Raw genomic sequence first — 12,938 nt, 5'->3', positions numbered from 1 at the left:
GGCTGCAACATCGCGCCGACTCGGCGTACGGGCTGCAACATCGCGCCGACTCGGCGTACGGGCTGCAACATCGCGCCGACTCGGCGTACGGGCTGCAACATCGCGCCGACTCGGCGTACGGGCTGCAACATCGCGCCGACTCGGCGTACGGGCTGACGGCACCGCCTGAGGGAGGACCTCAGAGCCCGAGGTCGGCGCCGCGCAGCGCGGTGACCTTCTCGGCCGGCCCCTCGAACGTCAGTTCGTGCAGCTGGCGGCGCCCGAAGAGGAACAACGTCACCTCGGTGGGGCTGCCCACGACCGTCACGGGGTCGGCACCGCCGCGCATCGTGACCTCCCTGCCCGTGTCGGCGCGCCGGATCCGCACGGGCACTCCGGCCGGCCGCACCAGGGCGCGCCCACCGATGCGGATCGCGGTCCAGATCGCGTCGTCGTCGGCGGGCGTGCGCTCGCGTGGTTGCCACTCGGGTTGAGCGCGACGCAGGTCCTCGTGGTGGACGAGGTACTCGAGGGTGTTGCCCAGCACCTCCACGGGCCACAGCGCGTACGGCGTAAGCCCGGGCTCGCGCAGCCGCTCGACGAGCGCCGCGAAGTCCCGCCGCCCCACGCGTGCCATCGCGCGGTCGGTCAGCCCGGCGAAGGTCTCCATCGCGATCCCGAGCGCCCCGAGCGGGCTGTGCTCGCGCACGAGCAGGTGGCTGACGAGCTGCTGGGCGTCCCAGTCGCCGCACAGGGTCGGCGCGTCCTCACCGAGCACGAGGGCGAGGTCGCAGAGTGCGTGGCGTTCGCGGCGGGCGAGGGTGGGGGAGCGCATCCCGTCAGCCTAGGGACCCGGCGGTCGGGCACGGCGTACGGGACGGGTGGGGGATTGGGTGTTGTCGGTGCCCGGGAATAGCCTTCCTCGCGCGACGGTTGGCGCCGTCAACGAATGAGTCAGGGAGACATGAACGACGAGCGAGCAGACGGCCGGGGGTCGACCCGAGCCGGTTTCGCCGTCCTCGGGGTGGCCATCAGGCGTGAGCCCTGGATCTTCACGCTCTCGACGCTGGGGAGCGTGCTCTTCGGTGCCCTGACCGTGGCCGACGCCTGGGTGCTGGGCTGGTCCACCGACAACGTCGTGCTGCCCGCCTTCGAGACCGGCGAGGTGGGGTCGGGGTCGCTCGTCGCGATCCTCGCGCTCTTCCTCGGCGTCGCGATCCTGCGCGCGGTCGGCATCGTCGCGCGCCGGCTCGGGGCCGGGATCATGCAATACCGCATGCAGGCCCGCACCCGCCGCGCCGTGACCCGGCAATACCTCTCGCTGCCCATGGAGTGGCACCAGCGCCACCCGACGGGCGAGCTGCTGAGCAACGCCAACTCCGACGTCGAGGCCGCCTGGGGCCCGATCGCGCCGCTCCCGATGGCCGTCGGGACGGTCGCGATGATGGTGATCGCGGTCGTCCAGATGTTCCTGGCCGACCTGGTGCTCGCACTGGTCGGGCTGCTGGTCTTCCCGGCTGTCATCGCGGTCAACGTCATCTACCAGAACCTCGCGCAGGGCTGGATGACGCGGGCGCAGCAGCTGCGGGCCGAGGTCAGCGAGATCGCCCACGAGTCCTTCGACGGTGCGATGGTCGTCAAGACCCTCGGCCGCGAGCCGGAGGAGACCGCGCGCTTCGCCGCCAAGGCCGAGGAGCTGCGCGACGTCAACATCCGCGTCGGTCGCATCCGTGCCGCCTTCGACCCGGCGCTCGCCGCGCTGCCGGGCATCGGGGTGCTCTTCGTCCTCGCCTTCGGCGTCTCGCGCGTGCTCAGCGGCGCCACCGACGCCGGCGACGTCGTGACCGTCGCCTACCTGCTGACCATCGTCTCGTTCCCGATCCGCTCGATCGGCTGGCTGCTCGGCGAGTTCCCCCGCAGCGTCGTCGGCTACCGCCGCGTCCGCGCAGTCCTCGACGCCTCCGGCGAGATGGTCTTCGGCGAGTCCCCGGCGACCGCGGGCCGCGCCGGGGCCCGGCTGGACGTCGACGGACTCGGCTACCGCTACGTCCCCGACCAGCCGCTGCTCGAGGACCTGTCCTTCAGCGTCGAGCCCGGCCGCACGGTCGCCCTCGTGGGGGCGACCGCGTCGGGCAAGAGCACCCTCACGACCCTGCTCACCCGACTCGTCGACCCCGACTCCGGACAGGTCGTGGTCGACGGGACCGACGTGCGCGACCTCGCCCCCGGCCAGCTGGCCGCCATGGTCTCGCTCGTCCCGCAGACGGCGTTCCTCTTCGACGACACGGTGCGCGGCAACATCACGCTCGGGGCCGACGTCACTGACGCCGACGTCTGGGAGGCGCTGCGCATCGCCCAGGGCGACGGCTTCGTCGCGGCCCTGCCCGACGGTCTCGACTCCCGCCTCGGCGAGCGCGGGACGTCGTTGTCCGGCGGGCAGCGCCAGCGCATCTCGCTGGCCCGCGCCCTCGTACGCCGCCCCCGGCTGCTGATCCTCGACGACGCCACCTCCGCGGTCGACCCCGAGGTGGAGGCCCGGATCCTCGCCGGCCTCCGCTCGGGCCTGGCCGCCGGGGAGGGTGACCGCGCCGGTGGGTCCACGCTGGTCGTCGTCGCCTACCGCAAGGCCACGATCGGGCTGGCCGACGAGGTGCTCCACCTCGAGGGTGGCCGCATCGCCGACCGCGGCACCCACGCCGAGCTGCTCGCGCGCAACCCGTCGTACGCCCACCTGGTCAACGCCTACGAGCAGGACCCCGAGCACGCCGGCCACGCCGGACACGGGGGAGACGGGGTGCGCACGTGACGACCACCCAGCAGCCCAAGGCGGACGGCTCGACGGTGATGGAGACCGGTGAGGACATCGGCGCGATGGAGACCATCCGTCGCGGCATCGGGCACTCGCCCGAGCTCAAGGAAGGCATCCGCGGCACCCTCCTGCTGGCCGTCCTCGCGTCGGTCGGCCAGGTCATCGTGCCGATCGCCGTCCAGCAGACCCTCGACCGCGGGCTCAACGGCGCGGACGGGCCCGACGTGTCCTACACCGTGTGGATGGGGGTGGCGGCGGCCGTCGGCATCCTGATCACCAGCTATGCCTCCTACGCGATGACGACGCGGCTCTTCACCACCTCCGAGCGGGGGCTGGCGACCCTGCGCATCAAGGCGTTCCGCCACGTCCACGACCTGCCGCTCCTCACCCAGAACACCGAGCGTCGCGGCGCCCTCGTCTCCCGCGTCACCAGCGACGTCGACCAGGTCAGCCAGTTCCTCGTGTTCGGGGGGCTGCTCTTCGTCGTCAGCGTCGGCCAGGTCCTCATCGCGACGGTCGTGATGCTCTTCTACAGCTGGCAGCTCGCCCTCGTGGTCTGGCTCTGCTTCGCACCGCTGTTCCTCTCGCTGCGCTTCTTCCAGCGCAAGCTGTCCGACGCCTACAGCACCGTCCGCCGCCAGGTGGGCTTCCTGCTCTCGGCGATCTCCGAGCCCGTCGTCGGTGCCGCGGTCGTGCGCTCCTACGCCGTCGAGGCCCGCACCCAGACGCGCATCGACGAGGCCATCTCGGCCCACCAGGTCGCCAGCACCCGCGCCCAGGGCTTCACCGCCTTCTCGTTCTCCCTCGGCGGCGTCTCGGCCGGGTTGGCCAACGCCGGGGTGCTGATCGTCGGCATCTGGCTCGGCTTCGCCGGCGACATCACCGCCGGTGAGGTGCTCGCCTTCGCGTTCCTCGTGACGCTCTTCGTCGGGCCGGTCCAGCTGGGCACCCAGATCCTCACCGACGCACAGAACGCCATCGCCGGCTGGCGCCGGGTCATCGGCATCCTCGACACCCCCGCCGACCTCGTCGACCCGGGCCTCGACGGCGAGGTGTTGCCGCGCGGCCCGATCGACGTACGGTTCGAGGACGTGGAGTTCGCCTATCCCGGTGGCCCCCCGGTCCTGCGCGACGTCACGCTGGCCCTCGATGCCGGTCGCCGCGTCGCGATCGTGGGGGAGACCGGCTCGGGCAAGTCCACCTTCGCCAAGCTCCTCACCCGGCTGATGGATCCATCGAGCGGGTCGGTCCTGCTCGACGGCGTCGACGTGCGGCAGATCTCCGAGCAGTCGCTGCGCAAGAGCGTCGTGCTGGTGCCGCAGGAGGGCTTCCTCTTCGACGACACCATCACCGCCAACGTCCGCTACGGCAAGCTCGACGCCACCGAGGCCGAGATCCTCGCCAGCGCCGACGAGCTGGGCCTCTCCGACTGGGTCGCCGGCCTGCCGCACGGTCTCGAGACCCTGGTCGGTCAGCGTGGTGAGTCGCTGTCGGCCGGTGAGCGTCAGCTCGTCGCGCTGCTGCGTGCCCACCTCGCCGATCCCGACCTGCTGGTCCTCGACGAGGCCACCAGCGCCGTAGACCCCGCCCTCGAGATGCGCATCGGCCGCGCGCTCGAGCGGTTGATGAGCGGCCGCACGTCGGTGACCATCGCCCACCGGCTCTCCACCGCCGAGGGCGCCGACGAGGTCGTGGTCGTCGACCAGGGCCGCGTGGTGCAGCGTGGTCACCACAGCGCGCTGAGGGCCGAGGAGGGCTCGGTCTACGCCGGGCTGCACGCCTCCTGGGTCGCCCAGCAGGGGCGCTGACCCACCAGTCGCGCGTCCTCGGCCAGCGCGTCGTGCGCAAGGTCACCGTCCGACGATGACCACGGGGCCGTGACGGTTCGTCAGGCATGAGGCAGGGCGGCGATACTGGGTCGGTGGAGACACTCGACCCGGCCATCGCCGCCCTGCTCAAGCGTTCGGCCGAAGGACTGGTGCCGGCCGTGGTCCAGCAGCACGACACCCTCGAGGTGCTGATGCTGGGCTGGATGGACGACGAGGCGCTGCACCGGACGCTCACGACCGGTCGTGCGACCTACTGGAGCCGCTCGCGCCGGGAGTACTGGGTCAAGGGCGACACCTCCGGCCACGTCCAGTGGGTCAAGGACGTCCGACTCGACTGCGACGGCGACACCCTCCTCGTCAAGGTCGACCAGGAGGGCGCCGCCTGCCACACCGGCGACCACACCTGCTTCGACGCCATCAGCCTCGCCGTGACGACGCCGTGACGGACCGGACGGACCAGCCCCAGCCGGCGAGGTCGACGTTCGGCCCGACCGTGCTGGGCGGGCTCGTCACTGCGGGCTTCACGGCCATCGCGACCAACCAGACCCTGGCGACTGCCCGCCCGACCGACGACGGCGTCCTCTACTCCGACCTCCAGGAGGGCTCCCAGGTCCCGCTGGGCCTGACCCTCAGCCTGGTCGTCCTCGCCTGCTGGGGCGTCCTGCTCGTCACCCGTGGCGTCGTACGACGTGCGGTCGCCGTGATCGGGCTCGTCGCGGCGGTCGGGGCCGCGGCGTCCGTGGTGCTGGGCCGCGGGATCATCCTCGACTCCTACCGCGACGACTTCCGCGACATCGGTGCGACCCCCGTGGTCGACTTCAGCTGGTGGTACTGGCTCGCCCTCGTGCTGTCGGTCCTCGCCGTGCTGCCGGCCGCCGTAGCCGTGCGCCAGGTGGGGCGCTGGCCCGAGATGGGCACCCGCTATGACGCGCCGGGTGACCAGGAGAGGGGCCGAGCGGCCGCGGCCGAGGACGAGGAGCCGTCCAGCCTCGATCTATGGAAAGCCATCGACGAGGGACGCGACCCGACCCGCTGACCCCGAGCGCCGACCAGTCCTGAATAGAATGGTCCCCGCACCACCCGACGTACCGAGATCCCGTGCGCACCTCGCCGCACGACCCACCGCAAGGAGCCCTGCATGTCTGACAACCACGGCAACACTCCGGCTGCCTGGACGGCCGTGGTCGTCGCGCTGGTCGGCTTCGTGGTGGGAGGCGTCGGCCTGATGCTCAGCCCGATCAGCTTCGTCATCTTCTGGATCGGCGTGGTGATCACGCTGGCCTCCGGCGTGCTGTTCCTCGTCATGGCCAAGATGGGCCTCCACGAGTCGACGACGACGCACTGACCGATGTCGTGACCCAGCAGCCGACGGCGCCCGCGCGCTCATCAGAGCGGCCCCCGCAGACGCGGGGGCAGCGCCTCGTCGCGCCGCTGGTCACGATCGGCGCCCTCGGCGCCACCACCGTCGCCCTGCACGTCCGCGACCCGCACTCCCAGGGCAGCTGGGGCTTCTGCCCGAGCGCCGCGATGGGGTTCTGGTGCCCGGGCTGCGGAGGCCTGCGCGCCGTCAACGACCTGACCAACGGGCACCTCGTCGACGCAGCCTCGAGCAACCTGGCCTTCATCGTCGCGCTGCCGTTCCTCGTCGCCGGCCTGGCGCTCTGGACCGTCGACCGCTGGCGGGGCCACCAGCGTCAGGTGTCGATGACGACGGTCTCCCGCGTCGCGGTCACCGTGATCGCGCTGATGGCGCTCTTCACCGTGCTGCGCAACCTGTCCGGGTCGTGGCTCGCGCCCTGAGGCGGGAGCCTGCCTAGCTGCCGAAGTTGCCCTCGTAGGTGATGTCGATCGCGCCGGTGGCGAAGAGGATCCAGTAGAGGACGCCCAGGACGAGGCCGACGATGCCGAGGATGAAGCCCCACTTAGCCTGACCCTCACCCTTCTTGGCGCCCTGGGACTCGCGGATCTCCTTCTGCCCCAGCTTGCCGAGCACCACGCCGGCGCCGGAGAAGATGAAGCAGCCCCAGAAGCAGGGGATGACGCCGATGATGCCGAGCACCAGGGCGGAGATGGCCATCACCGAGTTCTTGGGAGGCTGGGAGCCGTAGCCGTAGGGCTGCGGGGCGCCGTACTGGGGCGGCGGCGGGGGCTGGTCGTAGCTCATGGGGTTCCCTTCGACGTGGGCCGGTCCAGCGAGATGACCGCTGTCAGGACCCTAAGGCCTCGCGTGACAGACTCGTGGCAGCGCAGCGCCCGCGTCGCCTCCCGGCGCGGGACCGATCCAGGAGGTAGTCATGTCCGTGCTCGACGACATCGTCGACGGGGTGCGGATCGACCTCGCGGAGCGCGAGTCGGCGGTCTCGATGGCCGACCTGCGGGCGTCCCTCGCCGACGTCGACCCGGCCCGTGACCCGATGCCGCACTTCCGCGCCCCGGGCTCCAGCGTCATCGCCGAGGTCAAGCGCCGCAGCCCCAGCAAGGGCGACCTGGCCGACATCCCCGACCCCGCCGCCCTCGCCGTGGAGTACGCCGCCGGGGGAGCCGCCGCGATCAGCGTCCTCACCGAGCAGCGGCGATTCGGCGGCAGCCTCGACGACCTGCGCGCCGTGCGGGCGGCCGTCGACACCCCCCTGCTCCGCAAGGACTTCATGGTCACGAGCTACCAGGTGCTCGAGGCCCGCGCTGCCGGCGCCGACCTGGTCCTGCTCATCGTGGCCTCGCTCGACGACGACACCCTGCGCCGTCTCCACGACGAGGCGCGCCAGCTGGGCATGACCGTGCTGGTCGAGGTGCACGACGAGGCCGAGACCGAGCGCGCCGTCGCCCTGGGTGCCGAGCTGATCGGCGTCAACGCACGCAACCTCAAGACCCTCGCCGTCGACAACGACACCTTTGCCCGCCTGGCACCGTTGGTGCCCGACGACCGGGTCAAGGTCGCTGAGTCGGGCATCTCCGGCCCGCCGGACGTCACCCGCTTCGTCGGCGAAGGGGCCCGCGCGGTCCTCGTCGGTGAGGCACTCGTCAAGGACGGCGCTCCGCGCGACGCCGTCGCCGCCATGACAGGAGTCCAGCCATGACCACGATCAGCACGCCGAGCGAGCAGTCACCCGTGATCCCGCCGTCGAGCTTCGACGCCGACGCGCTCGGCTGGTTCGGCGACTTCGGCGGGCGCTTCATGCCCGAGGCGCTGGTCGCCGCTCTCGACGAGCTCACCGAGGCCTGGCAGGACGCCATGGCCGACCCGGAGTTCGTCGCCGACTTCGAGACCATCTGTCGCGACTACGGCGGCATGCCGAGCCCGCTCTACGAAGCGCGCCGGCTCTCCGACAAGGTCGGGGCGCGGGTCCTGCTCAAGCGCGAGGACCTCAACCACACCGGGGCGCACAAGATCCGCAACGTGCTGGGCCAGGCGCTGCTGACCAAGCGGATGGACAAGCAGCGCGTCATCGCCGAGACCGGCGCCGGCCAGCACGGCGTCGCCAGCGCCACGGCGGCCGCCTACTTCGGGCTCGACTGCACCGTCTACATGGGCGCCGTCGACGTCAAGCGCCAGGCCCTCAACGTCGCGCGCATGCACCTGCTCGGCGCGAAGGTGGTCCCGGTCGACAGCGGCAGCGCGACGCTCAAGGACGCCATCAACGAGGCCATGCGCGACTGGGTCGCGAGCGTCGACCACACGGCCTACCTCTTCGGCACGGCGGCCGGCCCCCACCCCTTCCCCAGCATGGTCCGTGACTTCGCCCGCGGTATCGGCGACGAGGCTCGCGCCCAGTGCCTCGAGCGCTACGGCCGGCTGCCCGACGCCATCGCCGCCTGCGTGGGCGGCGGCTCCAACGCGATCGGGCTCTTCCAGGCGTTCCTGGACGACGAGGACGTCGCGATCTACGGCTTCGAGCCCGGCGGTGACGGGGTCGAGACGGGACGCCACGCGGCCACGATCCACCAGGGCGACAGCGGGGTGCTGCACGGCGCCCGCACCTACGTCCTCCAGGACGAGGACGGCCAGACGATCGAGTCGCACTCCATCTCCGCCGGGCTCGACTACCCCGGCGTGGGCCCGCAGCACGCCCACCTGGCCAAGGTCGGTCGTGGCACCTACCTGCCGATCACCGACGCCGAGGCGATGGACGCCATGGCCCTGCTCAGCCGCACCGAGGGGATCATCCCGGCCATCGAGTCCGCCCACGCGATCGCCGGCGCCCTGCGCGTCGCCGAGCAGCTCGGCGCCGAGAAGGGTCCGGAGGCGACGGTGCTGATCAACCTCAGCGGTCGTGGCGACAAGGACATGGAGACGGCCATGGAGTGGTTCGACCTGTGAGCAGCACTGCCCCCACCCTCACCACCAGCACCGCCTTCGAGAAGACCCGGGCCGAGGGCCGCGCGGCGCTGGTCGGCTACCTGCCGGCCGGGTTCCCGGACGTGCCCGGCGGCAGCGACGCGCTGCGCAGCCAGGTCGACTCAGGGTGCGACGTCATAGAGGTGGGCCTGCCCTACAGCGACCCGGTCATGGACGGCCCGACCATCCAGCTGGCCGCCCAGCGGGCGCTCGAGGGAGGGGTCCGCACCGCCGACGTCCTGCGCACCGTGGAGGCCGTCGCTGCCACCGGCACCCCGACCGTCGTCATGACCTACTGGAACCCCGTCGAGCACTACGGCGGGCGCGGCGGTCACGCCCAGAGCGTGGCCCGCTTCGCCGCCGACCTGGCCAGCGCCGGGGGAGCGGGGTTGATCACGCCCGACCTCACCCCGGACAGCGCCCCGGAGTGGATCGCCGCGGCCGACGAGCACGGGCTCGACAAGATCTTCCTGGTCGCGCCCTCCTCGACCGAGAGCCGTGTCGCGATGACCACCGCAGCCTGCCGCGGCTTCGTCTACGCCACCGCCGTCATGGGTGTCACGGGTGCGCGCACGACCACGAGCGACCTCGCCGGCCCCCTGGTCGAGCGCACCAAGGCCACGACCGACCTGCCGGTCTGCGTCGGCCTGGGGGTCAGCAACGGCGACCAGGCCGCCGAGGTGGCGTCGTACGCCGACGGCGTGATCGTCGGCTCCGCCTTCGTGCGGGCCCTGCTCGACCACGACGACCGGGCCGCCGGCCTGCGCGCCCTCGCAGCCCTGACGGAGGACCTCGCCGCGGGATGTCGACGTGGCTAGGCCGAGGCTCTGGGGTCGTGGCCGCGCCGGCCTCGCGGCGGCGCTCCTCACGGCGCTCGTGGCCTCCGGCTGCGGCGGTGAGGCCAGTGCCGACGGCGCGTTCGAGGGCAAGACCCTCGACAACCCCCTCCCGGTGCCGGACATCGCCCTGACCGACACCTCGGGCGACGACTTCTCGCTGGCGGCCGACACCGACAAGCGCCTGAGCCTGGTCTTCTTCGGCTATAGCAACTGCCCCGACATCTGCCAGATCGTGATGGCGTCGCTCGCGGGGGCGATCACCCGGCTCGACGACGCCGACCGCGAGCAGGTGGAGGTCATCTTCGTGACCACCGATCCCGCACGCGACACCGAGACGGCCCTGCGCCGCTACCTCGATCGCTTCAACCCCGACTTCATCGGGCTCACCGGCGACATCGAGACCATCATCGACGTGGGGCGGCCGCTGGCGGTCTACGTCAACGACGGCGTGGAGCTGCCCACCGGCGGCTTCGACCTGGGCGGCCACAGCACCCAGATCACAGCCATCGACAGCGAGGACCAGGCTCCGGTCTACTGGAGCCAGGACACGTCGCAGTCGGAGTTCGCCGACGACATCCACACCCTGCTCGGCGAGGAGCCCTAGACATGACCGACCTCCTGACGCTCACCGCCCTCTCGATCCCCAGCCCCAGCCAGGGAGTCTGGTACGTCGGTCCCGTCCCGCTGCGCGGCTACGCCCTGTCGATCATCCTCGGCATCGTGGTCGCCATCTGGATCGGTGAGCGCCGCTGGGTGGCTCGCGGAGGTCGCCCCGGCGACGTCCAGGACCTGGCGATCTGGGGCGTGCCGTTCGGCCTGGTCGGGGCCCGGCTCTACCACGTGGCCACCGACCACGGGCTCTACTTCGGCGACGGCAACAACCCGATCACGGCCCTCTACATCTGGCGTGGCGGGCTCGGCATCTGGGGTGGTGTCGCCCTGGGAGCGCTCGGGGTCTACCTCGGCGCCCGCCAGAAGGGCATCAAGCTGCTCCCGGTGCTCGACGCGATGGCGCCGGGCGTGCTGGTCGCGCAGGCGATCGGCCGCTGGGGCAACTGGTTCAACCAGGAGCTCTACGGTCGGCCCACCGACCTGCCGTGGGGCCTCGAGATCGATCCCAGCAACTACCCGTCGGGGCTGACCTTCCCCGAGGGCACGACCTTCCACCCGACGTACCTCTACGAGTTCCTGTGGAACCTCGCGGCCTTCGCACTGGTGATCTGGGCCGACCGGCGCTTCAAGCTCGGTCACGGCCGGGTGATCGCGCTCTACGTCATGGCCTACACCGCTGGTCGCGGCTGGATCGAGGACCTGCGCATCGACACCGTCGAGCTCAGCGACGTCGGCGGACTGCGCTTCAACGTCTGGGTCTCGATCGTGCTGTTCGTCGCCGCGGCGATCTTCTTCGTCGTCAGCCTGCGACTGCGCCCCGGCCGGGAGGACGACGTCTGGCGCCCGGGTCGCGGGCCGGACGCCACCGACCAGGCGGGCGACGAGGCGGGCGACCAGGCGGGCGACGTGACGGGCACCGCTGACACGGACGCCGCGCCCACTGCTGGGACCGGCTCGGAAGCCTCGACCTGAGGCGTCCACCGCACAGCCGGGGACTGCTCTGCGGCGTCACCGGGTGGTAATCTGGAGGCTCCGCCGCGTGGGCCAATGTCGTCCCTTGCGCCCACACGTTGCAGCCATGTCTGCACATGACGACGACGGGAGAACTCAGTGCCCTACTCGCACGCGTTCCCGCCGCCCCAGGGGCTCTACGACCCCCGCCACGAGAAGGACGCCTGTGGCGTGGCTTTCGTGGCGACCCTCACCGGGGAGGCCAGCCACGACATCGTGGCGAAGGCACTGACCGCACTGCGCAACCTCGAGCACCGCGGTGCCGCCGGTGCGGAGCCCAACTCGGGCGACGGCGCGGGCATCCTGATGCAGGTGCCCGACGCGTTCCTGCGCGCGGTGGTCGACTTCGACCTGCCGCCCGCCCACGCCTACGCCGTCGGCACGGCGTTCCTCCCCGGCGACGAGGCCCACGTCGAGCAGACACGGCGCCAGATCGAGGAGATCGCGACCGAGGAGGGCCTCGCGGTCCTCGGCTGGCGCGACGTCCCGACCGACCCCTCCGTCCTGGGCGCCACCGCCCAGGGCGTCATGCCCACGTTCAAGCAGGTCTTCCTCGCCGGTGCGACCCAGCGCGTCACGGGCATGTCGCTGGAACGCATGGCCTTCTGCCTGCGCAAGCGCGCCGAGCGCGACGCGGACGTCTACTTCCCCTCGCTGTCCTCGCGCACCCTGCTCTACAAGGGCATGCTCACCACCGACCAGCTCGACAACTTCTTCCCCGACCTCGTCGACGAGCGCGTCGCCTCGGCGATGGCCGTGGTCCACTCGCGCTTCTCGACCAACACGTTCCCCAGCTGGCCGCTGTCGCACCCGTTCCGGTTCATCGCCCACAACGGCGAGATCAACACCGTCATGGGCAACCGCAACTGGATGCGGGCGCGTGAGGCGCTGCTGTCCAGCGACGTCATCCCGGGTGACCTCGAGCGGATCTTCCCGATCGTCACCCAGGGCGCCTCGGACTCCGCGTCGTTCGACGAGGTGCTGGAGCTCCTCCACATGGGCGGGCGCAGCCTGCCGCACGCGATGCTGATGATGATCCCGGAGGCGTGGGAGAACCACACCGAGATGGATGCGAAGCGTCGCGAGTTCTACTCCTTCCACTCCGCGCTGATGGAGCCCTGGGACGGGCCGGCGTGCGTCGTCTTCACCGACGGCTCCCAGATCGGGGCCGTGCTCGACCGCAACGGCCTGCGCCCCTCGCGCTACTGGGTCACCGACGACGGCCTGGTCGTCCTGGCCTCCGAGGTCGGCGTGCTCGACCTCGACCCCGCCACCATCGTCCGCAAGGGCCGGCTCCAGCCGGGCCGGATGTTCCTCGTCGACACCGACGAGCACCGCATCATCGAGGACGAGGAGATCAAGGCCCAGCTCGCCGGGGAGCACCCCTACGGCGAGTGGCTCCACGCCGGTCTGATCCACCTCGACGACATCCCCGAGCGCGAGCACATCGTGCACACGCACGCCTCGGTGACGCGTCGCCAGCAGATCTTCGGCTACACCGAGGAGGAGCTGCGCGTCCTGCT

13 protein-coding genes and 1 pseudogene are annotated in these 12,938 nt (G+C 71.5%); 12 read left to right on the top strand and 2 right to left on the bottom strand.

Features of this window, described 5'->3' with window-relative positions:
- Positions 1–178: 178 nt before the first annotated feature.
- Complete coding sequence (locus tag RMN98_RS09860) at positions 179–814, bottom strand: TIGR03085 family metal-binding protein (protein ID WP_309648641.1); 636 nt, start codon at positions 812–814, stop codon at positions 179–181.
- Between the two features lie 129 nt (positions 815–943).
- Here RMN98_RS09860 and RMN98_RS09855 point away from each other — a divergent pair, with 129 nt between their 5' ends.
- The 6 genes from RMN98_RS09855 (at position 944) to RMN98_RS09830 (ending at position 6,417) form a co-directional block, all read left to right on the top strand.
- On the top strand, positions 944–2,785 hold the full coding sequence (locus RMN98_RS09855; RefSeq protein ID WP_309648640.1) for an ABC transporter ATP-binding protein: 1,842 nt from the start codon (positions 944–946) through the stop codon (positions 2,783–2,785).
- Positions 2,782–4,596 carry an ABC transporter ATP-binding protein gene (locus RMN98_RS09850; RefSeq protein ID WP_309648639.1) on the top strand — a complete coding sequence of 605 codons (1,815 nt, stop codon included), beginning with the start codon at positions 2,782–2,784 and terminating at the stop codon, positions 4,594–4,596. Before RMN98_RS09855 ends, RMN98_RS09850 begins: the two co-directional genes overlap by 4 nt.
- Before the next feature lie 113 nt (positions 4,597–4,709).
- The gene (hisI, locus tag RMN98_RS09845) at positions 4,710–5,060 is read left to right on the top strand and encodes a phosphoribosyl-AMP cyclohydrolase (protein WP_309648638.1); all 351 of its coding nucleotides are present in this window, start codon (positions 4,710–4,712) and stop codon (positions 5,058–5,060) included.
- A complete protein-coding gene (locus tag RMN98_RS09840) occupies positions 5,057–5,653 on the top strand; it encodes a Trp biosynthesis-associated membrane protein (protein WP_309648637.1) in 597 nt (198 codons plus the stop codon). The genes hisI and RMN98_RS09840 overlap by 4 nt, the downstream gene beginning before the upstream one ends.
- A gap of 102 nt (positions 5,654–5,755) precedes the next feature.
- On the top strand, positions 5,756–5,962 hold the full coding sequence (locus tag RMN98_RS09835) for an HGxxPAAW family protein (protein ID WP_309648636.1): 207 nt from the start codon (positions 5,756–5,758) through the stop codon (positions 5,960–5,962).
- Positions 5,963–5,970: 8 nt separating this feature from the next.
- Entirely contained in the window at positions 5,971–6,417 is a 447-nt protein-coding gene (locus RMN98_RS09830) for a DUF2752 domain-containing protein (protein ID WP_309648635.1), read from the top strand.
- A 13-nt stretch (positions 6,418–6,430) separates the two neighbouring features.
- Here the strand turns inward: RMN98_RS09830 and RMN98_RS09825 are convergent, their stop codons facing one another.
- Positions 6,431–6,781, bottom strand: coding sequence for a DUF4190 domain-containing protein (locus RMN98_RS09825; RefSeq protein ID WP_309648634.1), 351 nt, complete (start codon positions 6,779–6,781; stop codon positions 6,431–6,433).
- Between the two features lie 130 nt (positions 6,782–6,911).
- On the opposite strand from RMN98_RS09825, the gene trpC reads away from it, so the two are divergent.
- From trpC to RMN98_RS09795, 6 genes and pseudogenes are all read left to right on the top strand, one after another.
- Positions 6,912–7,694, top strand: coding sequence for an indole-3-glycerol phosphate synthase TrpC (gene trpC, locus RMN98_RS09820; protein ID WP_309648633.1), 783 nt, complete (start codon positions 6,912–6,914; stop codon positions 7,692–7,694).
- Entirely contained in the window at positions 7,691–8,935 is a 1,245-nt protein-coding gene (gene trpB, locus RMN98_RS09815; protein ID WP_309648632.1) for a tryptophan synthase subunit beta, read from the top strand. Before trpC ends, trpB begins: the two co-directional genes overlap by 4 nt.
- Complete coding sequence (trpA, locus tag RMN98_RS09810) at positions 8,932–9,771, top strand: tryptophan synthase subunit alpha (RefSeq protein WP_309648631.1); 840 nt, start codon at positions 8,932–8,934, stop codon at positions 9,769–9,771. Before trpB ends, trpA begins: the two co-directional genes overlap by 4 nt.
- Positions 9,764–10,396 (top strand): SCO family protein, encoded by a 633-nt coding sequence (locus tag RMN98_RS09805; protein WP_309648630.1) that lies wholly within the window; start codon positions 9,764–9,766, stop codon positions 10,394–10,396. The genes trpA and RMN98_RS09805 overlap by 8 nt, the downstream gene beginning before the upstream one ends.
- 2 nt (positions 10,397–10,398) lie before the next feature.
- Entirely contained in the window at positions 10,399–11,376 is a 978-nt protein-coding gene (gene lgt, locus RMN98_RS09800) for a prolipoprotein diacylglyceryl transferase (protein ID WP_309648629.1), read from the top strand.
- A gap of 138 nt (positions 11,377–11,514) precedes the next feature.
- Positions 11,515–12,938 (top strand): annotated as a pseudogene (locus tag RMN98_RS09795) (glutamate synthase subunit alpha); the annotation flags it as partial.

The organism is Nocardioides sp. (assembly GCF_031397825.1).
Lineage (GTDB): Bacteria > Actinomycetota > Actinomycetes > Propionibacteriales > Nocardioidaceae > Nocardioides.
The sequence above is the reverse complement of the archived record's forward strand: the minus strand, read 5'-3'. Positions and strand labels throughout refer to the sequence as shown.